Source organism: Pantoea sp. RCC30.1 (assembly GCF_058148845.1).
This window is the reverse complement of record NZ_JBXUHX010000018.1, coordinates 15157-39663: the sequence shown is the minus strand read 5'-3', so window position 1 is coordinate 39663 and position 24507 is coordinate 15157. Positions and strand designations below refer to the sequence as shown.

Here is a 24507-nt window from a genome sequence, read left to right as displayed (position 1 = left end):
GGTGGTAAAACAGGAAGTGGAACTGCGTCGCCGTGAGGTGACGGTTGATGATGCGCTACCGGCAACGCTGCCGCCGCTGCTGAAACGGCTCTATCTGCAACGCGGCGTGCGTGACGCCGCAGAGCTGGAGCGCGGTGCGAAAAATCTGCTGCCGTACCAGTCCTTAAGCGGGATTGATCGCGCGGTGGAACTGCTGCATCAGGCGCTGCTGGATGGACGTCGCATTATGGTGGTGGGCGACTTTGATGCCGATGGTGCGACCAGTACTGCGCTCACGGTGATGGCGCTGCGCAGCATGGGCGGCGGTAACGTGCAGTATCTGGTGCCTAACCGCTTTGAAGATGGTTATGGCCTCAGTCCGGAAGTGGTTGAGCAGGCGCGGGCGCGCGGTGCCGCGATGATCCTGACGGTCGATAACGGCATCTCCTCCCACGCCGGCGTTGATTTTGCCCATCAACACGGGATTCCGGTGCTGATTACCGACCACCATCTGCCGGGCGAGACCTTACCGGCCGCTGAGGCGATCGTGAATCCCAATCTGCCGGACTGCAACTTCCCCTCACGCGCGCTGGCGGGCGTGGGCGTGGCGTTCTATCTGATGCTGGCGCTACGCGCCCATCTGCGCACCCAGGGCTGGTTTGGCACTACCCGCACTGAACCGAATCTGGCGGAGATGCTGGATCTGGTCGCGCTGGGCACGGTTGCCGATGTGGTGCCGCTCGACGTCAATAACCGTATTCTGGTGTGGCAGGGGCTCAGTCGCATCCGTGCCGGAAAATGCCGTCCAGGCATCCGGGCACTGCTGGAGATTGCTAATCGCGATGCCCGTCAGCTGGCGGCCAGCGATCTCGGCTTTGCGCTGGGACCACGGCTCAACGCCGCAGGCCGGCTCGACGATATGTCGGTGGGCGTGGCGCTGTTAATAACTGAGGATCTCAGTCAGGCGCGGATGTTAGCCAGTGAGCTGGACGCGCTGAACCAGACGCGCAAAGAGATAGAGCAGGGCATGCAGAGCGAAGCGCTGGCGCTGTGTCAGGCGCTGGAACGTGAGCAGAGCGACCTGCCGCTGGGGCTAGCCTTCTATCATCCCGAATGGCATCAGGGTGTGGTGGGGATCCTCGCCTCCCGTCTCAAAGAGCGCTTCCATCGTCCGGTGATTGCCTTTGCTCCGGCGGGCGACGGCACGCTGAAAGGCTCGGGCCGTTCGATTGCCGGCCTGCATCTGCGCGATGCGCTGGAGCGTCTCGATACGCTCAATCCCGGTCTGATGATGAAGTTCGGCGGTCACGCCATGGCGGCTGGTTTATCGCTGGAGACCGCACGCTACGAGGAGTTTCGTCAGCGCTTTGCCGATCTGGTCGGAGAGTGGCTGGATGGCGAATCGTTGCAGGGCATCATCTGGTCAGATGGCGCGTTACAGCCCCAGGAGTTCTCCCTGCAGACCGCTGAGATGCTGCGCGAGGCCGGGCCCTGGGGCCAGGCGTTCCCGGAACCCGCATTTGACGGCAAATTTAAGCTGCTGCAACAGCGGCTGGTGGGTGAGCGACATCTGAAAGTGATGGTCGAGCCGCTGGACGGTGGGCCGTTGATCGACGGCATCGCCTTTAATGTCGATACCACGCTGTGGCCCGACAGCAGCATTCGTCAGGTCGAACTGGCCTACAAGCTGGATATCAATGAGTATCGCGGTAACCGCTCGGTTCAGCTGATCATCGACCATATCTGGCCGCTGAACTGAGTTAAACAGGGCGCGCGCGTCTCCGGCCACGGCAGATGCGCGTCAGCCTGACTATCCCCGGCGTTAACCTGCTGCGTGCAAGGATGTCGCGCAAATGCGACCCCTCACGCAACCCCGGTTTCAGCCCCCTGTCTCAGCGCTACAATCTGCCGCCAGTTTCGGGTAAACTTGTGCGTTAAATTTCCTGTCCCATCGAACATAAGAAAGACGCTAAAGCCATGTTTGAAATCAACCCGGTCAAAAACCGTATTCAGGACCTCAGTGAGCGCAGCGACGTTCTTCGGGGGTATCTTTGACTACGATGCCAAGAAAGAACGCCTCGAAGAAGTAAACGCCGAGCTGGAACAGCCCGATGTCTGGAATGAACCTGAGCGTGCTCAGGCACTGGGCAAAGAGCGCTCCTCGCTGGAAGCGATCGTGCAGACGCTGGATCAGATGTCACAGGGCCTGGAAGATGTGCAGGGTCTGCTTGAACTGGCAGTAGAAGCGGAAGACGAAGAGACTTTCGACGAAGCGGTTGCCGAGCTGGATGTCCTTGAGGGCAAGCTGGGTGAACTGGAATTCCGCCGCATGTTCTCTGGCGAGTATGACAGCGCTGACTGCTATATCGATCTGCAGGCGGGTTCCGGCGGCACCGAAGCGCAGGACTGGGCCAGCATGCTGATGCGTATGTATCTGCGTTGGGCAGAAGCCAAAGGCTTCAAAACAGAAATTATCGAAGAGTCTGAGGGTGAAGTTGCAGGCATTAAATCTGTGACCATCCGCGTGTCAGGCGACTACGCCTTTGGCTGGTTGCGCACCGAAACGGGCGTGCATCGCCTGGTGCGTAAGAGCCCGTTTGACTCCGGCGGCCGTCGTCACACCTCATTCAGCTCCGCCTTTATCTACCCGGAAGTCGATGACGATATTGATATCGACATCAACCCAGCCGATCTGCGCATTGACGTTTATCGTGCGTCGGGTGCGGGCGGTCAGCACGTTAACCGAACGGAATCTGCGGTACGTATCACCCATATTCCAACCGGTACCGTCACACAGTGTCAGAATGACCGTTCTCAGCACAAGAACAAAGATCAGGCAATGAAGCAGATGAAAGCGAAGCTGTACGAGCTTGAGATGCAAAAGAAAAATGCTGAGAAACAGGCGCTGGAGGACAACAAGTCCGACATTGGCTGGGGAAGTCAGATCCGTTCTTACGTTCTCGATGATGCACGCATCAAAGATCTGCGCACCGGCGTAGAGACGCGTAACACCCAGGCGGTGCTGGACGGCGATCTGGATCGATTCATTGAAGCTAGTTTAAAAGCAGGGTTATAGACATGTCTGAACAACAACCGCAGAGCGCTGATGCCGCCGTTGAGTTAAATAACGAACTGAAAACGCGCCGCGAAAAGCTGAGTGCGCTGCGTGCCAACGGTCTGGCGTTTCCTAACGATTTCCGTCGTGACAGCCTTTCAAACCAGCTGCTGGAAAGCTATGGCGAGAAGAGCAACGAAGAGCTGGAAGCGCTGGGTATCGAAGTCAGCGTCGCCGGACGCATGATGACCCGCCGTATCATGGGTAAAGCTTCTTTCGTCACCCTGCAGGATGTGGGCGGCCGGATTCAGCTTTACGTCTCTCGTGACGATCTGGCTGAAGGCATCTACAACGAGCAGTTCAAGAAATGGGACCTCGGCGATATCCTGGGTGCGCGTGGCAAACTGTTCAGAACCAAGACCGGCGAACTGTCGATTCACTGTTCAGAACTGCGCCTGCTGACCAAAGCCTTACGCCCGCTACCGGACAAATTCCATGGCCTGGCCGATCAGGAAACCCGTTACCGTCAGCGTTACCTTGATCTGATCGCCAACGAAGAGTCACGCAATACCTTCAAAATTCGTTCTCAGATCATGGCCGGCATTCGCCAGTTCATGGTGGGCCGCGACTTTATGGAAGTGGAAACCCCGATGATGCAGGTGATCCCGGGCGGTGCCTCTGCGCGTCCGTTCATCACTCATCACAACGCGCTGGATATCGACATGTATCTGCGTATTGCACCAGAGCTTTACCTGAAGCGTCTGGTGGTGGGTGGCTTCGACCGCGTGTTCGAGATCAACCGCAACTTCCGTAACGAAGGTATTTCGCCACGTCATAACCCAGAGTTCACCATGATGGAACTCTATATGGCCTATGCGGATTACAAAGATCTGATCGAACTGACCGAAAGCCTGTTCCGTACCCTGGCGCAGGATGTGCTGGGCAGTACGGTCGTGCCTTACGGCGAGCAGGAGTTTGATTTCGGTAAGCCGTTTGAAAAACTGACCATGCGTGAAGCGATCAAGAAATACCGTCCGGAAACGGATCTGGCCGATCTGGAAGACTTTGATAAAGCGGTGGCGATTGCACAATCCCTGCATATCAAAGTGGAGAAAAGCTGGGGTCTGGGCCGCGTCGTGACCGAGATCTTCGAAGAGACGGCAGAAGCGCATCTGATTCAGCCAACCTTCATCACTGAATATCCGGCTGAAGTCTCTCCGCTGGCCCGTCGTAACGACGAGAACCCGGAAATTACCGATCGCTTTGAGTTCTTCATTGGCGGTCGTGAAATCGGTAACGGCTTCTCAGAGCTGAACGATGCGGAAGATCAGGCTGAGCGTTTCCTGCAGCAGGTGAATGCCAAAGATGCTGGCGACGACGAAGCGATGTTCTACGACGAAGACTATGTCACCGCGCTGGAGCACGGTCTGCCGCCAACCGCCGGTCTGGGTATCGGGATTGATCGTATGGTGATGCTGTTTACCAACAGCCACACTATCCGCGATGTGATTCTGTTCCCGGCACTGCGTCCAGGCAGCAAGTAAGTTTGACTGTTCTCAGAAAAGGCCGGGACATCCCGGCCTTTTTTATGTCTGCTGTTCGCCTCGCCATGCTTGAGTCATACCGCTCCCTCTGCCAGGCTGAATGTATCAACCTGGAGCAATCATCATGACGCAACGTCCCGACTGTATTCGCCACTGGCAAGCGCTGGAAGGCGAAGATAACGAACATTATGCCGACAGCGATGAGCGCATGTCGATTGGTGCGCCACTGGGTAAGTTGCTGGGATTAACCCGCCTTGGCATTCACCATGAAAGGCTGTTGCCCGGACGCCGCATGTCTTATCCCCACGCGGAGAGCGCGGAAGAAGAGTTCATTTTTGTGCTTGAAGGGCATCCTGACACCTGGATCAACGGCGAGCTGTACTCGTTGTCGCCGGGCGATGCAGTGGCCTTTCCGGCGGGCACTGGCGTTTGCCACACCTTTATCAATAACAGCGAGCACGAGGCACGCTTTTTAGTGGTGGGGGAGACCAGCAAGCCTGAAAATCGTATTACTTATCCTCTTAACCCGGACTACGAAGCAACCCGTAAAGACAGATGGCTGAATCCGCCCGAACATCCTATGGGCAACCATCCCGGTTTGCCCGACAAAAAATCTTAGGATTTAATCGCCTGATCCAGCCAGGTCTGAAACCTTGCATAGGGCACATAGAGCGCAACGTTCTTATAAAGTGTCTTACCGCTGACATTGTCGTTGATGTTATTGCTGTAGCCGATAATCACGCCCGCCAGCGTATCATCAGAGGCGTTATAGACTGCGCCACCTGACATCCCTTTGACCACCCCCGCATTCGCCGCCACTACGACGCAGTCCGGTTTATTCCAGCTGTTCGCCAGCGTGGTATTGATCAGGTTCTGCCCGCTGGAACTGACCGGCATGGCCGAAATAAAACTGTAGCCGTAGAGATTGACCTGATCGCCGATGTGGCTGTTACGAAAGTTGGGTGGCAGGTTCATCTCGCTGTTTTTGTGGTAGACCACTGCCAGATCGCATTGCGGATGCCAGGCTTTGACCCGGTAAAGCGAAAACTTTGCCACATGGGCGGCGGTCAGGCTGTACTCCGGCGTCAGCGGGATGGTGGTACCGAGCGTGCCTAAACCCAGCACGGTAGGAATGCCAGTCACGGTCATATCAACCCGTTTTTCAGCCTCTTTACTGTACTCATAATGACCCACCGAGCAGCCGGTTAAGCCAAACACCATTAAGGCTATGAGTCGTTGCATTCTCTCTCCCTGCGTCAGAAGTTGATCACATCACCTGGCAATTGATTAGGGATATATCGGCAACGTTAAGGATTTATTAATTAAATACGCACTAAAAAGCGTAACCGCTTCGCGGGAAATGACAACCTGACCCTGGGTCATGCGCTCTTTAACGGGCTTTACCAGCAGGCTGACAAAGCGATTTGTTCCGGCAAAGTGGCAGGATTGTTGCGGCTTAGGCAATAATCCTTTGCCGCACACAGGCTATGTGGCGCATCAGCGCTGTGCTGTAATACTCACCGTGACGCAGATCAAATTTTAATAAGCGTTGAGGGGCTGCGCGTCTGTGCGGTTCACCTGCAAATGAAACCGGGAGAGTGTTATGCCTTTAGCATTAATGGCGCTGGCGTTGAGTGCATTCGCCATCGGAACCACAGAGTTTGTCATTATGGGATTGCTGCCGGAGGTGGCGCGTGACCTTCAGGTGTCGATTCCGTCGGCAGGCTGGCTGATCAGCGGCTATGCGCTGGGGGTAGCGATTGGTGCGCCGATTATGGCATTGCTGACCGCCAGACTGCCGCGCAAAAAAACGCTGATTCTGCTGATGGTGATATTTATTATCGGTAACCTGCTGTGTGCGCTGGCTTACAACTATAACCTGCTGATGCTAGCCAGAATCGTTACCGCGCTCTGTCATGGTGCCTTCTTCGGGATTGGCGCAGTGGTCGCCGCCAGTCTGGTGCCTGCCGGTCGTCAGGCTTCTGCTGTCGCGCTGATGTTCACCGGACTCACCTTAGCCAACGTGCTGGGCGTTCCGCTGGGGACCAGTTTCGGACAGATGTTTGGCTGGCGTGCCACCTTCTGGGGTGTGGCGGTGATCGGCGTGCTGGCGTTTATCGCCCTGATCGTCAGTCTTCCCAACAATAAACAGGAAAAACCGGTTCATCTGGCGAGTGAAATTGGCGCACTGGCCAACGGGAAACTGTGGCTGTCGCTGCTGATGACGGTGTTTTTTGCCGCGGCGATGTTTGCGCTGTTCAGCTACATTGCGCCGCTGCTGTTAGAGGTAACGGGCATCAGTGATCGCGGCGTCAGCTGGACGCTGTTCCTGATTGGCGCGGGTCTGACGGTCGGTAACATCCTTGGCGGAAAACTGGCTGACTGGAAAGTCTCCTTCAGCCTGATCCTCAGCTTCTCACTGATTGCCATCTTCTCGCTGCTGTTCAGCTGGACCAGCCATGCGCTGTGGCTGGCGGAGATCACCCTGTTCCTCTGGGCGATGGCAACCTTTGCGACGGTGCCGGGTCTGCAAATTAACGTAGTGCGTCACGGCAAAGAAGCACCGAACCTGGTCTCAACCCTTAACATTTCGGCGTTTAATGTCGGTAATGCGCTGGGTGCCTGGGTCGGTGGCGCAGTGATTGGCCGTGGTTTTGGCCTGACGGCGGTGCCGGTTGCTGCGGCTGCGCTGGCCGCCATCGGTCTGCTGGTCTGTCTGATTACCTTCCGTAAATCGGGCCGCGCGGCCGCCAGGGTTCGCGCTTAAGCCAGGCGGGCGGCGATTCGCGCCGGAAAGTCAGCCACCTGCTGTTGCAGATGGCTGACAAAGGTATCGACCAGCGCTGACGCGGGGCGGTGCTGCGGTCTGACCAGGCTGACGGTAAACGGCACCGCCACGCTGAACTTCCGCATTACGACACCGCTGTCGGCGTAATCCAGTGCTGTCAGCGGATTCACGATAGAAATCCCCACCCCCGCCCTGACCATTGCGCACACCGAAGCGGCGCTGTGCGTCTCCATCACCAGCCGCCGTTCGACTCCCTGCTCCTGAAACAGCGCATCCAGCAGCTGACGATAGCTGTCACTACGCGACAGGCTAACATACTGTTCGCCCGCAAAATCGTGCGGCGTTAACTCTGTACGCTGACTCAGAGGGTGATGCTGAGGCAATACGCACACTTCATCGCAGGTGAGCAGGGCGAGACGGTCAGTACCGGCCGGAGCGTGCTGTGTTTCGGTTAAGCCGATATCGTAACGCTGTGCTGACAGCCACTCTTCCAGCAGCGGCGACTCCTGCGGAATTACATTCAGGCTTACATCCGGGTAGCGCTCTAAAAAGGGCTGACACAGTGGTGGCAACAGCGACTGCGAAAAAACCGGCAGGCAGGCGATCGACAGCTCACCCTGACGGAACTGGCGCAGCCCTTCAGCCGCTTCCATGATGCGATCCAGACCGTACCAGGAGCGCTGAACCTCTTCAAACAGACGCAATCCTTGCACTGTCGGTTGCAGGCGACCGCGTACCCGTCCGAACAGCGCTAATCCCAGCTGTTGCTCCAGACGTGCCAGCTCACGGCTCACGGTAGGCTGTGATGTATGCAGCAGCGTGGCGGCCTGCGTGAGATTGCCGCTGGTCATCACCGCATGAAAAATTTCGATATGCCGCCAGTTAATGTTTCCCATGCTGTTTACCTATATCCATTCTGCATAGATGCTATTAAAACAGATATTTTTCGCTATGACACGATTCTGGCTTAATGCGGTTATCGCCACAGGAGAATTGCTATGCCACGTTCATTACAGAGTACCGAAACCGCACTCAACGCCACTCACCTGCTGCCGCTGGCACGCCGCTACGCCGGGCCATTCTGGGCCTACGACGCGCAGATTATTCAGGCGCGTATTGCTCAGCTGCAGGCCTTTGATGTGGTGCGCTTTGCGCAGAAAGCCTGCTCGAATACGCATATCCTGCGCCTGATGCGCGCGGCGGGCGTGAAAGTGGACTCGGTATCGCTGGGTGAGATCGAACGTGCGCTGGCCGCTGGTTATCAGCCTGGTGGTGATGAGATCGTCTTTACCGCCGATCTTTTCGATCAGCCGACGCTGGAGCGGGTGACCGAGTTAAAGGTGCCGGTTAATGCCGGATCGATCGATATGCTGCATCAGCTCGGTGCGGTGTCACCGGGACACGCGGTGTGGCTGCGGGTCAATCCTGGTTTTGGTCACGGCCACAGTCAGAAAACCAATACCGGCGGCGAAAATAGCAAGCACGGTATCTGGCACGCCGACTTAGCCGAGGCGCTGGCGGCCATTAACCAGCACGGCCTGAACCTGGTGGGCATCCATATGCATATCGGCTCAGGCGTCGATTATGCGCATCTGCAGCAGGTCTGTGATGCGATGGTCGAACTGGTGATGGCGTCGGGTCAGGATCTGACGGCGATCTCTGCGGGCGGTGGTCTTTCTATTCCTTATCGCTACGACGAAGAGGCGATCGATACCGAACACTATTTCGGCCTTTGGGACGCAGCCCGGCAGCGCATAGCTCAGTATCTGGGTCACGCGGTCAAACTGGAGATCGAACCAGGCCGTTTCCTGGTGGCTGAGGCTGGCGTGCTGGTGTCACAGGTTCGGGCGGTGAAGTCGATGGGAAGCCGTCACTTCGTGCTGGTCGATGCTGGTTTTAGTGATCTGATGCGCCCCTCAATGTATGGCAGCTATCACCATATCTCGCTGATGGCGGGCGATGAGCGGGCAATTGATGAGCAGCAGACACTCGACACGGTGGTCGCTGGCCCGCTGTGCGAATCGGGTGATGTCTTTACCCAGCTGGAGGGCGGCATGGTTGAACCGCGCGCGATTCCGGCGGCGAAAGTGGGCGATTACCTGGTGTTCCACGACACCGGTGCTTACGGCGCATCCATGTCCTCCAACTACAACAGCCGTCCGCTGATCCCGGAAGTCCTGTTTGAGCAGGGCCAGCCGCGCGAAATCCGCCGCGCGCAGACTATTCAGTCGTTACTGGCACTGGAAATCAGCTAATCACCTCACTCGGGCGGCCAGCGCGCCGCCTGTCAGCCATAGATCTCTTTGCGCAGCATTACAAGCTCCTCTGCCAGCTCGCGGCACAGCATTGCATTCATCAGGTGATCCTGCGCATGCACCAGAATCAGCGTGACCGGCAATTTTCCGCTTCCCTCGTCTGCGCCAATCAACGCGGTCTGAATTTTATGTGCCGCTCTTGCCGCGGTATCTGAAGCAGCCAGCGCCGCATCAGCCCCGATCCAGTCACGTTTGCGCGCACACTGAATCGCCATCATTGCCGACGAACGGGCTTCCCCTGCATTGATCAGTAATTCCATCATGGTCTGTTCGTAATCCATAACGCCTCCGTTATTGGTATGCCAAATTGGCCGTTTTAATCATACTGGAATGCCAAAAAACGTTTCCGCGAGGTTCGTCACAGAAAAAACTGATGATATTCGTCATTTTGGTATGCCACTAACAGGGAAGACCACGACGATTACAGGAATACCGATCTTACATCTCTGAGGGTTGATCATGTCTCTACAGGACCGCCTTATCGATTCCCTGGGCAGCTTTGCCACCCGTTTTAACAGTTATCGCTATATCATGGCGATTAAAGCCTCGTTCATTACCCTGATGCCGGTGATCATTGTTGGCGCCTTCTCGGTATTGATCTCTAACATGGTGCTGGACAGCAAAAATGGCCTTGCCAGCTTTGCCGCCCTGGCTTTTTTAGCTGACCTCAAGCCCATCACCAGCAGTATCAATTACGCCACGCTCAGCTTTCTTAACATTGGTGCGGTGTTCCTGATTGGTATTGAGCTTGGGCGCATCAACGGTATAAAAACGCTGTTTCCCGGCCTGCTGGCAATTATCTGCTTTGTATCCGTGACGCCGACCACCTTACAGATGATGGTTGATGGGCAGATGCATCTGGTCACCGACGTGCTGGCCAAACAATTCTCCGATACCAAGAGCCTGTTTCTCGGCATGTTTATCGCCATTCTGTCGGTAGAGATCTACTGCCGCCTCGAACAGGTTGAGCGGCTGAAAATCAAAATGCCCGACACCGTGCCGCCCAACGTGGCCGCCTCTTTCTCCGCGCTAATCCCCTCCATTATCACCGTGACGCTGATAGCGACCTTTGGCTTTATCTTCCATCGCGTCACCGGCATGTACCTTTACGACGCGGTATACCAGGTGGTGCAGCAGCCGCTGGAGTCGGTGGTGCAGAGCCTGTGGGGCATTCTGATCCTGATGTTTGTCGCCCAGCTGTTCTGGGTGATTGGCATTCACGGCAATCAGATGGTGAAGCCGATTCGGGAGCCGCTGTTGCTGGGCGCGATTATGGTCAACATGACCGCTTTTGAGCAGGGAAAAGAGGCACCGAACATCATTACGATGCCGTTCTGGGATGTTTATATGAGCATCGGCGGTTCCGGTCTGACCATCGGGCTGCTCACCGCCGTGATGCTGGCGACGCGGCGCAAAGAGATGCGTGAAATCGCCAAACTGTCATTCGGGCCAGGCATTTTCAATATCAACGAGCCGGTTATATTTGGTATGCCGATTATGCTTAACCCGATCCTGGCTATCCCTTTCATCATCACACCGCTAGTGACAGGTTCTATCGGCTACTTCGCTACGGTGATGGGATTTGCCGGAAAAGCCGTGGTGATGGTGCCCTGGACCACGCCTCCGATTATCAATGCCTGGCTTTCAACGGCCGGATCGATGGGTGCGGTGGTGACGCAGATCGTCTGCATTCTGGTGTCAGTACTCATCTATCTGCCATTTGTAAAAGTCGCGGCCCGCCGCGCGGATGCAGCAGAAGCAAAGAGCCTGCAACCTGAGCTGAACCCCAACCGAACGGAGGTGTTATGAGTCGTCAGACTGTCCACATACCTGAGAATTTCATTCTGGGGGCTGCTGCCTCCGCCTGGCAGACGGAAGGCTGGAGCGGAAAAAAACCGGGGCAGGACTCCTGGCCTGACGCCTGGTATCAGCAGGATCGTCACGTCTGGCACGACGGCTATGGCCCGGCGGTTGCCACCGACTTTATCAACCGCTTTAGTGAGGATGTGGCGCTAATGAAGGCCAGCGGGCTGACCCACTACCGCACCTCGATCAACTGGTCGCGTTTCCTGATCGATTACGAAACCGCCACGGTCGATGAGGAATACGCGGCTTACTATGACCGGCTGATTGATGAAATGCAGCGCCAGGGCATTGAACTGATGCTCTGTCTGGAGCATTACGAGTTGCCCGCTACGCTGCTGGAGCAGTATGGCGGCTGGCAGTCAAAACATGTCGTTGAACTGTTTATCCGTTATGTCGAACAGGTGTTTAAACGCTATGCCGGTCGGGTCACGCGCTGGTTTGTGTTTAACGAGCCGATTGTGGTGCAGACCCGCGTCTATCTCGACGCGCTGCGCTGGCCTTATGAGCAGAACACCCATAAATGGATGCAGTGGAACCACCACAAGAATCTTGCTACCGCCCGGGTAGTGCAGCTGTTTCGCGAGGCAGGCTACGCCGGTCGCATTGGTACCATACTCAACCCGGAAGTCACCTATCCGCGATCATCAGCCCCGCACGACCAGAAGGCGGCGCATATTTATGACCTGTTCTACAATCGGGTATTTCTCGATCCCGCCATTAAAGGCGAGTATCCGGCGGAGCTGCTGGCGCTGCTTGATAAACATCAGATTAAGTGGGAAACAACCCCGGAAGAGCTGGCGATTATTGCCGCCAATACCGTCGATGAGGTCGGGCTTAATCTCTACTATCCGCATCGCGTGAAGGCGCCGTCCCGCGCCTGGCATCCCGAGACGCCATTTCATCCTGCCTGGTATTACGAACACTTTGAACTGCCGGGGCGACGGATGAACCGTTCGCGCGGCTGGGAAATTCAGCCTGAAATTATCTGGGATATGGCGCAACGGATGCGCGATGAGTACGGCAATATCCCGTGGTTTGTGGCTGAAAGCGGTATGGGAATTGAGAACGAAGCGCAGTTCAAAAATGCCGACGGGGAGATTCAGGACGATTACCGCATCGCGTTTATCAGCGAGCACCTGCATCAGGCGATACGCGCCAATCAGGCGGGAATTAACTGTCAGGGCTACATGCTGTGGGCGTTTACCGACAATGTCTCGCCAATGAATGCTTTTAAAAATCGCTATGGTCTTATCGAAATCGACTTAGATAAGCAGCGTCAGCGCCGTATGAAGAAATCTGCCCACTGGTTCCGTACGCTGCACGACACGCAGCAATTTACCCTGTGGCTTGATGATGAGCCGAAATAACGCGAGGAAACGAGCATGAAACGAATTGTTCTGGCCTGTGCTGCGGGCATGTCGACCTCAATGGTAGTGACGCGCATGGAAAAAGAGGCTGCCGCTCGCGGACTGGCATTTCAGATCTACGCCATTCCGGAGCAAAACCTGCGTGAAGAGCTGCAAAACTACGGCAACGAGGTGGTGGTCGTGCTGCTCGGGCCACAGGTGCGCTTCAAACTGGAGGAGAACAGAAAACTCACCGACAGCTATCAGTTGCCCATCGCGGTTATCGATACGGTTGCTTACGGCACGCTGAATGGTGCAAAGGTACTCGATCAGGCGCTGGCTTTGATACACTGAGCCCCAGTTTGCGAGCCAGCCTCTCCGGTTCGCGGGCATTGTCGCGCAGGGAACCGCGGCAATGCCGTTAGCGCATTGATTGCAAAGGGTGACAGTGTGGACAAAGCCGAAGCGCCGCAAGAAAAAAAGCAGTATCAGGAAATTGGTCAGCACCTGCGTCAGCAGATCTGTGACGGGCACTATCCGGTGGGATCGCGCCTGCCGCCTGAACGTCAGCTGGCTGAAACCTGGGGCGTCAGCCGGACCATCGTGCGCGAGGCATTATTGATGCTGGAGCTGGAAGGTACGGTGGATATCCGCCAGAGCTCCGGCGTCTATGTGATGCGTATTCCTTCCGCCAGTGATGATGAAGAAGAGGCCTTCTTCCGCAGCGACGTTGGCCCGTTTGAAATGCTACAGGCACGTCAGTTGCTGGAGAGCAATATTGCAGCCTTTGCCGCAAAAATGGCGACCAAAGCGGACATCGAAAATCTGCGCCGTACGCTGGAACAGGAGCAGCGTGCCATCGCCGCCAACGACAGCAGTCAGGACAACGACAAGTTGTTTCATCTGCTGCTGGCGGGTGCCAGTCAGAATCAGATGCTGCTCGATACCGTCACCAGTATCTGGCGACACCATGACAGCAGCCCGCTCTGGCAGCAGCTGCGCCCGCAGTTTGAAACCCGCGCCTATCGCCTGAAGTGGCTCGGCGATCACCAGACTATCCTGGCTGCTCTGCGTCGGCGTGATGTGATGGGGGCCTGGCAATCTACCTGGCAGCACCTTGAGAACGTCAAGAATACGCTGCTGGAGCTTTCCGACGCCGATGCGCCTGACTTTGATGGCTACCTGTTTGATTCAGTCCCGATCTTTCAGGGGAAACTGATGTGACTGAGATTGTATCGCTCAGCGATGCCCCCCATTTTGCCGATCAGCTCATCGACTGGCAGTGGCGCGCATTTGGTGAAGTCACCAGCCGGGCGTTCTTTGCCAGTGTGGTGAACAGCAGCCTGACCGGTGCTGATTTCCCGGTGACTTTCGTTGCCGTTGAGGCGGGCAGGGCAGTCGGCACGGTGGGATTCTGGCGCTGTGACCTGATCAGCCGTCAGGATCTTTTCCCCTGGCTGGCGGCGCTCTATGTTGATGAGTCGGTTCGCGGCAAAGGTGTCAGTGAGGCGCTGCTGCAGCATGTTATTGCTTATGCACAGGCGCGTGGCTATCCACGGTTGTGGTTATGGTCAACGTTTGGGGGCTACTATGAACGTTATGGCTGGCTGCCACATGGCGAAGCGCTGGAGTATCCCGCTAAGCCGGTAAAACTCTATTATCGCGACCTGTAAGAGAGGCCAGCCGCCATCGCGGCAGCTGGCAACAGAACGCTTAGGGTGCCGGATAGGTATAACGACGGTGGATCGCCTCAATGCCTTCCAGGATCTCTGCATTTAAGGTCAGATTGAAGCTGTCGATATTGATCTGCAGCTGTTCAAGCGTGGTGGCACCCAGCAGCGTGCTGGCCACAAACGGCTGCTGACGCACATAGGCCAGGGCCATCTGTGACGGGTCGATCTGATGCTGTTGAGCTAACGCCACATATTCAGCGATCGCCTTTTGTGACTGCTCGCCGCTGTAGCGGGTAAAGCGGCTGAACAGCGTGTTGCGTGCACCCGCAGGCTGCGCGCCATTCAGATATTTGCCGCTCAGCGTACCAAATGCCAGGCTGGAATATGCCAGCAGCTCTACGCCTTCATGTTGGCTGATTTCGGCCAGACCCACTTCAAAGCTGCGGTTCAGCAGGCTGTAGGGATTCTGGATGCTGACGATGCGCGGCAGTTCATGCTTCTCAGCGAGCTGCAGATAACGCATCACACCCCACGCAGTTTCGTTCGACACCCCGATGTAGCGGATCTTACCGGCGCGCACCTGTTCGGCCAGCGCTTCCAGCGTCTCCAGCAGCGTCACCTGAGCGGTGGTCTCGCTGTACTGATAGCCCAGCTTGCCAAAATAGTTGGTCTGACGCTGCGGCCAGTGTAGCTGGTAGAGGTCAAGGTAGTCGGTGTTCAGGCGTTTCAGGCTGGCATCAAGTGCCGCGCGGATGTTTTTTCGGTCCAGCGCCATATCCGGGCGAATCGAAGCATCATTGCCGCGCGAAGGCCCGGCGACTTTACTGGCCAGAATGATTTTGTCGCGGCTGCCGCGCTGTTTGAGCCAGCTGCCAATATATTGTTCGGTCAGCCCCTGGGTTTCCGGGCGCGGAGGCACCGGATACATCTCGGCAGTATCAATAAAGTTGATGCCGGAACGGAGTGCTAAATCCAGTTGAGCATGCGCGTCGGCTTCGCTGTTCTGTTCGCCAAACGTCATGGTGCCCAATCCCAGCTGACTCACTTCCAGCGTGCTGTGAGGAATACGATGATAGTGCATTGCCAGCTTCCTTTTCTTTATGGAATGGAATGTTGTGTTCTCAGGGACTATAGCGCGAGCAATGGCGGGGAAGGAAGGGGGAAAAGTCGGGGAAATCACCTGCCAGCGGGGAATCGGTGGCAGGGGATTAAATCGGGCAATTAACGTTCAATGATCGTTGAGACCTCATCGCTATTAATCTGCACCATATGACCCGTCTGGTCAGTGTACTCCACCAGGCCGGTCTCTTTATCAATGCTCGGCTTGCCTTCGGTCATAATCATCCGGCCATCTTTGGTCGCCATAACATAATCAGAACTGCATCCACTTAAGAATGCGGCGGTTACCATCACCAGTGCTACTCCTGCCAACCCTTTCATCACGCCTTATCCTCACAAATGGTCAAGTGCAAACAGTGTAGTAATAAATGGTTTTGCCGGCAGGGTTAATCGTAGAAATCTGAAAGTAACCGGGCGAGCAGGCTCGCCCTTGACTTTATCAGGCGTGCTTTTTCTTACTGCGCATCAGGTTAAGACACTCAACTGCCATCGAGAAGAACATCGCGAAATAAATGTAACCTTTTGGTACATGGACCGCAAAACTCTCCAGGATGAGGGTAAAACCGACCAGAATCAGGAAAGAGAGCGCCAGCATTTTCACCGACGGATGACGTTCAACAAACTCACCAATGGCGCGGGCGGCGAACATCATCATCAGCACCGCAATTACGACGGCTGCCATCATAATGAACAGATGATCGGAGAGGCCGATGGCCGTGATCACCGAGTCGAGGCTGAAAATAATGTCGAGCATCATGATCTGCACAATCGCGCCGAGGAACGAATGGACGCGGGTGTTGTGCTCGCCTTCGCTGCCTTCGATCGTTTCATGGATCTCCATGCTCGATTTCCACAGCAGGAACAGTCCACCAAACAGCAGAATCAGATCGCGCGCCGAAAACGCATGATCCATCAGCGTAAACAGCGGGTTAGTCAGACGGGCAACCCACGCGATAGAGGCCAGCAGGCCAAGACGCATCAGCATCGCGCCCATCAGACCAATGCGACGTGCGCTGGCTTGCTGGTTCTTTGGCAGTTTAGCGACCACCAGCGACAGGAAAATGATGTTATCAATACCCAGCACCACCTCAAGGATGGTCAGGGTGCCCAGCGCCAGCCAGGCGTTGGGATCGGAAATCCACTCAAACATACCGACATTCAATCCTAAACGAAAAGTAAACGGCGATTATACGCATTCAATTCACCGATCTCCCACATAATTGCGACATCTCAGCGCGAGTGGCGCGATTCAGAGGAGAAAATGCCGCGCCAGCAGTGGCCCGGTGAAGCTCTTCTTGAGGTAGAACCCGCGCGGCAGCGTCATGATGGGCTGGCCCTGATCGCCGATCCCCTCTGTGAGCGCCTTACTGTTGGCGGCTTTGGGGCGGATCTGCAGCCAGGCACCATGTCGTGCAGTAATCTGCTCAACGCGACCCAGCACAATCATATCCATCAACTCTTCCCAGTCCTGACGCAGCATCTCATCTTCTTCCGCATCCGGGCTCCATAACAGCGGCGCGCCGACACGACGTTCCCGCAGCGGAATCTCACGCTCGCCTTCAACCGGGATCCACAACACCCGCGCCAGCTTGTGACGCACATGGCTGGTGAGCCAGGTGACGCCGCTGTTGCCGGTCAGCGGTGCGACGCAGACAAAGGTAGTTTCCAGCGGCTTTCCCTGAGTATCGATCGGGATGGTTTTCAGCTCGATACCCAGATGGGCAAAGTCCTGTTCCGCTTTGCTGCCCGCGCTGGCACCAAGATGCCACTCCAGCAGCATGCCGACCCAGCCTTTATCGCGTTTGAGATCCGCAGGCATGGCCAGACCGGCGCGAGCGGCCAGCGTTTCCAGTGTTAATCCGGCTAAATCCTGCGCACGTGCCAGCAGGCTGGCCTCATCTTCAGGTGGTCCTGGCAGGTAACTCATGTTGATGACTCGCAATGGTTAAAATTTGTACAGTGACAACCGGGTATATCTTTTCGCTAAAATAAACCACGTCAGGGATCGATAATAACATGATAGATCATGCTTTTTTTAGCGGATCTCCCGCTCAACACCAGCGGGCAGTCAGGGTTATCCCAGCTTACCCGCAACAATGAACAGGATCTCCAGTCCGGTTATCCACAGAAAAATGGGATAACCCCCGTTTCTGTGCGGTACTGGTTCCATTTACAGCCTTGACTTTTCCCGATCTGAGCATAATTTCGCCTCTCTGGCCTAACTCTGAGCGATTAACTGTGGATAAAAAGCGGTATGCTTATATTTTAATCAATTGTCAGTTTGCGCGAAAATATTCGCGTTTTATGAAACTTTTATGGCTGGCGGGATCGATTTAATTTCATTAAAAATCATAGTGATGAGTTGTTAACTCTTTTCACTCCGCAGGCGAGCTCAGAAAAGGTTATTCACTTAACTCCCGCGTTCTGCACAAAGCTATCCACAGAAAACGTGAATAAGATCGATCTTTTTCGCGGCCTTTGTTTATAACTTTGCCCTTTTCTGTGAGTTATCCCTGTGCTGGTGGCTTAACCCCCCATGAATCCAGTGGTTTACCGCCTGTAAGGAGTGTGAAACAATCAGCTCATTCAAATTTTGCTTTGAGGTAGTCCGGTGATCGATGATGATGGCTACCGCCCGAATGTTGGTATCGTAATCTGTAACCGGCAGGGACAAGTGTTATGGGCCAGGCGCTTTGGACAGCACTCCTGGCAATTTCCTCAGGGAGGCATCAATCCCGGTGAAACCGCAGAACAGGCGATGTATCGCGAACTGTTCGAAGAGGTCGGCTTACACCGGAAAGATGTTCGAATACTTGCCTCTACCCGCAACTGGTTGCGTTACAAGTTGCCAAAACGTTTGGTGCGTTGGGACACAAAGCCGGTATGTATCGGCCAGAAACAAAAGTGGTTTCTTCTGCAGTTAATGTGTAATGACGCGGATATCAATGTGCAGCACAGCAGCACGCCGGAGTTCGATGGCTGGCGCTGGGTCAGTTTCTGGTATCCGGTGCGTCAGGTTGTCTCCTTTAAGCGCGACGTTTATCGTCGGGTGATGAAGGAATTCGCTGGCGTGGTGATGTCTATGCAGGAGAGTGCGGGGCAGCGAAATAATCCTGCCCATCGACGTAAGAGAGGATAGGCCACGCCCTTTATGCTCACTCAGTTGCGCGAAATTGTAGAAAAAGTGGCGAGTGCGCCGCGTCTCAATGAAGCACTCGACATCCTGGTCAATGAGATCTGTCTGGCGATGGATACGGAAGTCTGTTCCGTTTACCTCGCTGACCAGGACCGTCGCTGCTATTACCTGATGGCGACGCGCGGACTCAAAAAACCGCGTGGTCGTACCGTAACGCTGGCTTTTGACGAGGGTATCGTTGGTTTAGTGGGCCGTCTGGCCGAACCGATCAACCTTGCCGACGCCCAGAGCCACCCCAGCTTTAAATATATCCCCGCAGTAAAAGAGGAGCGCTATCGCTCCTTCCTCGGCGTGCCTGTGATCAGCCGTCGCCAGCTCCTTGGCGTACTGGTCGTGCAGCAGCGTGAACACCGTCAGTTTGATGAAAGCGAAGAGTCATTCCTGGTCACGCTGGCTACACAGATGGCGGCACTGCTGTCGCAATCTCAGATGGGTCAGCTGTTTGGTCAATTCCGCCAGACGCGGGTGCGCGCGATTGCAGCAGCACCTGGCGTAGCGGTGGCGCCGGGCTGGGTCGATGAGACGCAGCCTCTGCTCGATCAGGTATCGGCCGCCTCAACGCTGGATGTTCAGCGTGAACGTGAGCGTCTGTCGCTCGCCATGAGCGAAGCAACCAATGAATTTCGCCGTTTCAGCAAACGTTTCAGCGCCAGCGCACAGAAAGAGAGCGCGGCCATTTTCGATCTCTACTCTCACCTGTTAACCGATGCCCGTCTGAAGAAAGATCTGTTCGATGAGATCGAGCGCGGCTCGGTCGCCGAATGGGCGGTAAAACAGGTGATCGAGAAGTTTGCTGAACAGTTCGCGAGCCTGACTGACAACTACCTGCGAGAACGTGCAGGCGATCTGCGGGTACTGGGCCAGCGTCTGCTGTTCCACCTCGATGACACCCTGGTCGGCACCAATGCCTGGCCGGAACGTTTTGTGCTGGTGGCCGATGAGCTGACCGCCACGACCTTAGCTGAGCTGCCGCAGGAGCGGCTGGCGGGTGTTGTGGTGCGTGACGGTGCAGCCAACTCCCATGCGGCGATCCTGACCCGCGCGATGGGGATCCCGACAGTCATGGGCGCTGACATCCAGCCTCATCAGCTCAACAAACGCCTGCTGATTGTCGACGGTTATCGCGGTGAGCTGCTGATCGATCCTGAGCCGGTGCTGGTGCAGGAGTATCAGCGGCTGATCAGCGAAGAGAATGCGCTGAGCAAAATGGCGGAAGGCGTGGTCGATCAGCCGGGTGAGCTGAAAAGTGGCGAACGCGTGCAGGTGATGCTGAATGCTGGCTTAAGCCCGGAACATGAGCAGACGGTGGGCGACTGGGTGGATGGCATCGGTCTCTACCGCACCGAAATCCCGTTTATGCTGCAGAATGGCTTCCCGTCGGAAGAGGAGCAGGTGGCCCAGTATCAGGGCATGTTGCAGCTGTTTCGCAACAAGCCGGTGACGCTGCGAACGCTGGATGTGGGTGCCGATAAACAGCTGCCTTACATGCCGATCAGTGAAGAGAATCCCTGCCTGGGCTGGCGCGGCATTCGCCTGACGCTGGATCAGCCGGAAATCTTCCTGGTGCAGGTACGCGCGATGCTGCGTGCCAACGCCGCCTCCGGCAACCTCAGTATTCTGCTGCCGATGATCAGTCATATCGACGAGATCGACGATGCAAAAGAGCTGATCGATCGCGCCGGACGCGAAGTGGAAGAGATGCTGGGCTTCGCGATTCCCAGACCGCGTATCGGGATCATGATCGAAGTGCCGTCGATGCTGTTTATGATCCCGCATCTGGCGTCACGAGTCGATTTTGTCTCAGTCGGCACCAACGACCTGACGCAGTATCTGCTGGCGGTGGACCGCAATAACACCCGTGTTGCAAACCTTTATGACTCGCTGCATCCGGCGATGCTGCGCGCGCTGAATGCGATTGCACAGGAAGCCCGCCTGGCCAATCTGGAATTGTGCCTGTGTGGTGAAATGGCAGGCGATCCGATGTGTGTCGCACTGCTGGTCGGCCTGGGGTATCACCATCTCAGCATGAACGGTAAAAACGTCCCGCGCGTTAAATACCTGCTGCGCCATCTGGATCACGAAGAAGCGCAGAAGCTCAGCGAGCAGGGTATGAATGCCGACACCGCCACGGAAGTTCGCCATCTGGTCTCTGCTTTTATGGAGCGGCGCGGATTAGGCGGTTTGATTCGCGGCGGCCGTTAGTACCACGCCGGGCAGGCTTTACGCGTTATCCGCGTTTACATTTGCAAGACAATTCAGAAAACCGGCTGTGCTATTATGCGCAGCCTTAATTTATGTGCCTGACAACGCCCCTTTTCAGGGTTGAAAAATAGACGGTGAATGATGAATAACGGCTATATTGCATTTCCGCAGTTCGATCCGGTGATCTTCTCGATCGGACCGGTTTCGCTTCACTGGTACGGTCTGATGTATCTGGTGGGCTTTGTTTTCGCCATGTGGCTGGCTGTACGTCGTGCCAATCAGCCTGGCAGCGGCTGGAAAAAAGAGGAAGTTGAGAACCTGCTTTACGCCGGTTTCCTGGGGGTCTTCCTGGGCGGACGTATCGGCTATGTCCTGTTCTACAACTTACCGCTGTTTCTGGAAAATCCCCTCTACCTGTTTAAAGTCTGGGATGGTGGTATGTCGTTCCACGGTGGCCTGATCGGGGTCATTGTGGTGATGCTGGTCTTTGCCCGCCGTACTAAGCGTCGTTTCTTCCAGGTAGCTGATTTCATTGCTCCGCTGATCCCGTTTGGTCTGGGTGCTGGTCGTCTCGGTAACTTTATTAACGGCGAGCTCTGGGGCCGTGTCGATCCGGGCTTTCGCTACGCCATGCTGTTTCCTGGCTCCCGCAGCGAAGATGTCGCGCTGGCCGCCACCAATCCGCAATACCAGGAACTGCTCAACACCTATGGTGTGCTGCCGCGTCATCCTTCCCAGCTGTATGAACTGGCGCTGGAAGGCGTGGTGCTGTTTATCATCCTGAACCTGTTTATCCGTAAGCCACGTCCGATGGGCAGCGTCTCTGGCCTGTTCCTGATTGGCTATGGTGCCTTCCGTATTATCGTTGAGTTCTTCCGCCAGCCGGATGCTCAGCTTGGCCTGTTTGAAGGCGGAATCAGTATGGGACAGATCCTCTCTGTGCCGATGATTGTTGCCGGTATTATTATGATGATCTGGGCGTATCGTCGTCGCCCGCAGCCACAATTTCGCGAGGAAAAATGAAACAGTATCTGGATTTAATGCAACATGTGCTGCACGAAGGCACACCAAAAGCTGACCGTACCGGCACCGGTACGCTTTCAATTTTTGGCCACCAGATGCGTTTCAATCTGCAGGATGGTTTTCCGCTGGTCACCACCAAAAAATGTCATATCCGCTCCATTATTCATGAGCTGCTGTGGTTCCTGAAGGGTGAAACCAACATCGGGTATCTCAGGGAAAACAACGTCTCAATCTGGGATGAGTGGGCAGATGAGAATGGCGATCTCGGTCCGGTGTATGGCAAACAGTGGCGCAGCTGGGGAACGGCCAGCGGTCAGGAGATTGACCAGTTAAGCCAGGTGATTGAGCAGCTGAAGCGCGATCCTGACTCACGCCGGATTATCGTTTCTGCGTGGAACGTCGGTGAGCTCAGCGAGATGGCGCTGGCGCCATGCCACGCGTTCTTCCAGTTCTACGTGGCGGACGGCAAGCTCTCCTGCCAGCTTTATCAGCGCTCGTGCGACATCTTCCTGGGCCTGCCGTTTAACATCGCCAGCTATGCGCTGCTGGTGCATATGGTGGCGCAGCAGTGCGATCTGCAGGTGGGCGACTTCGTCTGGACCGGCGGTGATACGCACCTCTACAGCAACCATCTGGAGCAGGCGCGGCTGCAGCTGACCCGCGAGCCGCGTCCATTGCCAAAACTGGTGATCAAACGCAAACCGGCATCATTGTTTGACTATCAGTTCGACGATTTTGAAATTGAAGGCTACGATCCGCATCCCGCGATAAAAGCCCCTGTCGCTATCTGATTCGCAATAAAAGATAACGCCCTGGCATCTTCGCCGGGGCTTTTTTTTGCCCGCACACCGGTAAATCTGCGGCACCGCTCGCACGCTTCTCACACTGCCTGTGTGCGGGGAATATTCTCTGCGGCACGCTTTCCAGCCTGACATCACTCACCTTGTTTCGCCTGGCCTTAACCCGCACTCTGACGCCATGAAAACAGCACACTTACGTGGTTTTACCCTGCCGGAGCTGCTGCTGGTGATGGTGATTGCCGGCCTGCTCAGTCTTGCCGCGCTGCATGGCTGGCAGCGCTGGCAACAGAGGCAGCAACTGCGCGACAGCGCTCAGCAATTGCAGGGATTCCTGCTTCGGCTGCGTGCCCAGGCCAACCGGCAAAATAGCGACCTGGTTTTATGGTCACAGCCAGGCGAGCCCTGGTGCATCGGTGCCGGAAGCCGCCCCGTTGCAGGTTGTGGTCACGGGAAACGGCTTCATTTCCTGGCGCCGCTCCCGGGTGTAGCGCTTTATGGCATCCGGGGGGAACCGGGCTTCTATGGCCGCCGCAATGTCGCTAAAGCGGGCAGTATTGAACTGGGGAATAGCGCCGGACGCATGCGGCTGATTATCTCGGCCAGAGCCCGTATTCGCCTCTGCATGACCGAAGAGGAGACGTGCCGTTGAAAAGCGTCGGATTCAGCCTGCTGGAGATGCTGATTGCCATGGCAATCAGCGCAGTCGTGATGCTCAGTGTGGGTCGTTTTCTGCCGTTGCTGCTGGCGGAGAACGCTGGCGTGCTTCAACGGGCGCAGCTGCGGCAGGAGCTACAACAGATGATAGCGACGCTGGAAAAGGCGGTGCGACGAGCCGGTTATTGTCACGGTGAGTGTGGCAGTGGTGCACTGAAAATCAGTGAGAACTGTCTGCTGCTGAGCTGGGACGAGAACAGCAATGGTAGATGGGAGGCGGTAAGCCATGCAGAAAGTGACTATTACGGTTATCGCCTGCGACAGCAGCAGCTTGAGATGCAGCGTGGTGTTGATCAGTGTCAGTCAGCGGGCTGGGAGCGGCTCTCCGATCCCGCATTCATGACGCTGGAGCAGTTCAGCATGAGCCAGCAGGGCGGGCAGGTCAGGATAGTGTTGCAGGGTCGGGCCGGTCGCTGGCTTGAAACCGTGGAGAGCTGGGTTGAGGGAGAGAACCTGTGAAGCAGCGAGGTAGCAGTGCCCTGGGCATGGTGTTAATGATTATGGTCATCGGTAGTTTTACGCTGCACGCCAGCCGAAAGATGTCAGAGCAGGGAATGCGACTGCTGGCCGATGAGCAGCAGTTTGTGCAGGATTTCTGGCGGGCGCAGTCGGCGCTGCAATGGGGCTTATCCCTGAACTGGCCATCCAGTGAGGCGGCCCGCTGTCAGCAGGATGATCGCCATGGCTGGCGCAGCTGTTTACAACGAGGTGAAAAGGATGAAGGTCTGCTTAAAGGTGAGGCGAGCGGCAGTGGCATGGCGGTCTGGCATTGGGTCCGGTTACGGGGCAATCAGATTACTGCACTGCCGCACGGCTGGATCGACTATTGCCCGCTCACGCCGCCGGCAACCTGTTTGTAAGTACGGTGGATTCAGCTTGCCGGAAGT

General features: G+C 56.0%; 25 protein-coding genes. 18 read left to right on the top strand and 7 right to left on the bottom strand.

What is annotated here, in order from left to right; all coding sequences use genetic code 11:
• Position 1 precedes the first annotated feature (1 nt).
• The 4 genes from recJ to AC2LB6_RS16225 all read left to right on the top strand — a co-directional run bounded on the left by recJ (position 2) and on the right by AC2LB6_RS16225 (position 5197).
• Complete coding sequence (gene recJ / locus AC2LB6_RS16240) at positions 2 to 1738, top strand: single-stranded-DNA-specific exonuclease RecJ (protein ID WP_490094280.1); 1737 nt, start codon at positions 2 to 4, stop codon at positions 1736 to 1738.
• 218 nt (positions 1739 to 1956) lie between these two features.
• Positions 1957 to 3055, top strand: a protein-coding gene (prfB, locus tag AC2LB6_RS16235) for a peptide chain release factor 2 (protein WP_099257461.1) whose coding sequence is annotated in 2 segments (ribosomal slippage) — positions 1957 to 2031 and positions 2033 to 3055 — 1098 coding nt in all. Because the reading frame shifts where the segments join, the coding sequence is not laid out codon by codon here.
• Between the two features lie 2 nt (positions 3056 to 3057).
• On the top strand, positions 3058 to 4578 hold the full coding sequence (gene lysS / locus AC2LB6_RS16230; protein WP_013358930.1) for a lysine--tRNA ligase: 1521 nt from the start codon (positions 3058 to 3060) through the stop codon (positions 4576 to 4578).
• Positions 4579 to 4702: 124 nt separating this feature from the next.
• The gene (locus AC2LB6_RS16225) at positions 4703 to 5197 is read left to right on the top strand and encodes a cupin domain-containing protein (RefSeq protein ID WP_490094279.1); all 495 of its coding nucleotides are present in this window, start codon (positions 4703 to 4705) and stop codon (positions 5195 to 5197) included.
• Here the strand turns inward: AC2LB6_RS16225 and AC2LB6_RS16220 are convergent.
• Positions 5194 to 5820 (bottom strand): S1 family serine peptidase, encoded by a 627-nt coding sequence (locus AC2LB6_RS16220; protein WP_090965821.1) that lies wholly within the window; start codon positions 5818 to 5820, stop codon positions 5194 to 5196. The two genes, AC2LB6_RS16225 and AC2LB6_RS16220, sit on opposite strands and share 4 nt — an antisense overlap.
• Before the next feature lie 361 nt (positions 5821 to 6181).
• Here AC2LB6_RS16220 and AC2LB6_RS16215 point away from each other — a divergent pair, with 361 nt between their 5' ends.
• Positions 6182 to 7345 carry an MFS transporter gene (locus tag AC2LB6_RS16215; protein WP_490094278.1) on the top strand — a complete coding sequence of 388 codons (1164 nt, stop codon included), beginning with the start codon at positions 6182 to 6184 and terminating at the stop codon, positions 7343 to 7345.
• Here the strand turns inward: AC2LB6_RS16215 and AC2LB6_RS16210 are convergent.
• Positions 7342 to 8262, bottom strand: coding sequence for a LysR family transcriptional regulator (locus tag AC2LB6_RS16210; RefSeq protein WP_490094277.1), 921 nt, complete (start codon positions 8260 to 8262; stop codon positions 7342 to 7344). The genes AC2LB6_RS16215 and AC2LB6_RS16210 overlap by 4 nt on opposite strands.
• Before the next feature lie 102 nt (positions 8263 to 8364).
• Here AC2LB6_RS16210 and lysA point away from each other — a divergent pair, with 102 nt between their 5' ends.
• Entirely contained in the window at positions 8365 to 9621 is a 1257-nt protein-coding gene (gene lysA / locus AC2LB6_RS16205; protein ID WP_490094276.1) for a diaminopimelate decarboxylase, read from the top strand.
• A 32-nt stretch (positions 9622 to 9653) separates the two neighbouring features.
• Here lysA and AC2LB6_RS16200 read toward each other — a convergent pair whose 3' ends face one another.
• The gene (locus AC2LB6_RS16200) at positions 9654 to 9962 is read right to left on the bottom strand and encodes a PTS lactose/cellobiose transporter subunit IIA (RefSeq protein WP_490094275.1); all 309 of its coding nucleotides are present in this window, start codon (positions 9960 to 9962) and stop codon (positions 9654 to 9656) included.
• Between the two features lie 178 nt (positions 9963 to 10140).
• Between AC2LB6_RS16200 and AC2LB6_RS16195 the strand changes: the two genes are divergently transcribed.
• The 5 genes from AC2LB6_RS16195 to AC2LB6_RS16175 all read left to right on the top strand — a co-directional run bounded on the left by AC2LB6_RS16195 (position 10141) and on the right by AC2LB6_RS16175 (position 14566).
• Positions 10141 to 11490, top strand: coding sequence for a PTS sugar transporter subunit IIC (locus AC2LB6_RS16195; RefSeq protein WP_039389290.1), 1350 nt, complete (start codon positions 10141 to 10143; stop codon positions 11488 to 11490).
• On the top strand, positions 11487 to 12914 hold the full coding sequence (locus tag AC2LB6_RS16190; RefSeq protein WP_490094274.1) for a glycoside hydrolase family 1 protein: 1428 nt from the start codon (positions 11487 to 11489) through the stop codon (positions 12912 to 12914). Before AC2LB6_RS16195 ends, AC2LB6_RS16190 begins: the two co-directional genes overlap by 4 nt.
• Positions 12915 to 12929: 15 nt before the next feature.
• The gene (locus AC2LB6_RS16185) at positions 12930 to 13247 is read left to right on the top strand and encodes a PTS sugar transporter subunit IIB (protein ID WP_010248665.1); all 318 of its coding nucleotides are present in this window, start codon (positions 12930 to 12932) and stop codon (positions 13245 to 13247) included.
• Between the two features lie 96 nt (positions 13248 to 13343).
• Positions 13344 to 14117, top strand: coding sequence for an FCD domain-containing protein (locus tag AC2LB6_RS16180; RefSeq protein ID WP_010248663.1), 774 nt, complete (start codon positions 13344 to 13346; stop codon positions 14115 to 14117).
• A complete protein-coding gene (locus tag AC2LB6_RS16175; RefSeq protein ID WP_490094273.1) occupies positions 14114 to 14566 on the top strand; it encodes a GNAT family N-acetyltransferase in 453 nt (150 codons plus the stop codon). Before AC2LB6_RS16180 ends, AC2LB6_RS16175 begins: the two co-directional genes overlap by 4 nt.
• Before the next feature lie 40 nt (positions 14567 to 14606).
• On the opposite strand, the gene AC2LB6_RS16170 is transcribed toward AC2LB6_RS16175, so the two are convergent.
• From AC2LB6_RS16170 to mutH, 4 genes are all read right to left on the bottom strand, one after another.
• Complete coding sequence (locus AC2LB6_RS16170; protein ID WP_490094272.1) at positions 14607 to 15647, bottom strand: NADP(H)-dependent aldo-keto reductase; 1041 nt, start codon at positions 15645 to 15647, stop codon at positions 14607 to 14609.
• Between the two features lie 140 nt (positions 15648 to 15787).
• Positions 15788 to 16006 (bottom strand): YgdI/YgdR family lipoprotein, encoded by a 219-nt coding sequence (locus AC2LB6_RS16165; protein ID WP_003853956.1) that lies wholly within the window; start codon positions 16004 to 16006, stop codon positions 15788 to 15790.
• Positions 16007 to 16124: 118 nt separating this feature from the next.
• Positions 16125 to 16835, bottom strand: coding sequence for a TerC family protein (locus AC2LB6_RS16160; protein WP_490094271.1), 711 nt, complete (start codon positions 16833 to 16835; stop codon positions 16125 to 16127).
• 99 nt (positions 16836 to 16934) lie between these two features.
• Positions 16935 to 17612: a DNA mismatch repair endonuclease MutH gene (gene mutH / locus AC2LB6_RS16155; protein ID WP_490094270.1), complete on the bottom strand. Its 678-nt coding sequence runs from the start codon at positions 17610 to 17612 to the stop codon at positions 16935 to 16937.
• Positions 17613 to 18296: 684 nt separating this feature from the next.
• Between mutH and rppH the strand changes: the two genes are divergently transcribed.
• From rppH to AC2LB6_RS16120, 7 genes are all read left to right on the top strand, one after another.
• Complete coding sequence (gene rppH, locus AC2LB6_RS16150) at positions 18297 to 18824, top strand: RNA pyrophosphohydrolase (protein WP_009087042.1); 528 nt, start codon at positions 18297 to 18299, stop codon at positions 18822 to 18824.
• Between the two features lie 12 nt (positions 18825 to 18836).
• Positions 18837 to 21083, top strand: a complete 2247-nt coding sequence (ptsP, locus tag AC2LB6_RS16145) for a phosphoenolpyruvate--protein phosphotransferase (protein ID WP_490094269.1) — start codon at positions 18837 to 18839, stop codon at positions 21081 to 21083.
• A gap of 141 nt (positions 21084 to 21224) precedes the next feature.
• Positions 21225 to 22106: a prolipoprotein diacylglyceryl transferase gene (gene lgt, locus AC2LB6_RS16140; RefSeq protein ID WP_434152137.1), complete on the top strand. Its 882-nt coding sequence runs from the start codon at positions 21225 to 21227 to the stop codon at positions 22104 to 22106.
• The gene (gene thyA, locus AC2LB6_RS16135) at positions 22103 to 22897 is read left to right on the top strand and encodes a thymidylate synthase (protein ID WP_490094268.1); all 795 of its coding nucleotides are present in this window, start codon (positions 22103 to 22105) and stop codon (positions 22895 to 22897) included. Before lgt ends, thyA begins: the two co-directional genes overlap by 4 nt.
• Positions 22898 to 23084: 187 nt before the next feature.
• A complete protein-coding gene (locus AC2LB6_RS16130) occupies positions 23085 to 23555 on the top strand; it encodes a prepilin-type N-terminal cleavage/methylation domain-containing protein (RefSeq protein WP_490094267.1) in 471 nt (156 codons plus the stop codon).
• Positions 23552 to 24079 carry a prepilin peptidase-dependent protein gene (locus AC2LB6_RS16125; protein WP_490094266.1) on the top strand — a complete coding sequence of 176 codons (528 nt, stop codon included), beginning with the start codon at positions 23552 to 23554 and terminating at the stop codon, positions 24077 to 24079. The genes AC2LB6_RS16130 and AC2LB6_RS16125 overlap by 4 nt, the downstream gene beginning before the upstream one ends.
• Entirely contained in the window at positions 24076 to 24480 is a 405-nt protein-coding gene (locus AC2LB6_RS16120) for a DUF2509 family protein (RefSeq protein ID WP_490094265.1), read from the top strand. Before AC2LB6_RS16125 ends, AC2LB6_RS16120 begins: the two co-directional genes overlap by 4 nt.
• Positions 24481 to 24507 lie beyond the last annotated feature (27 nt).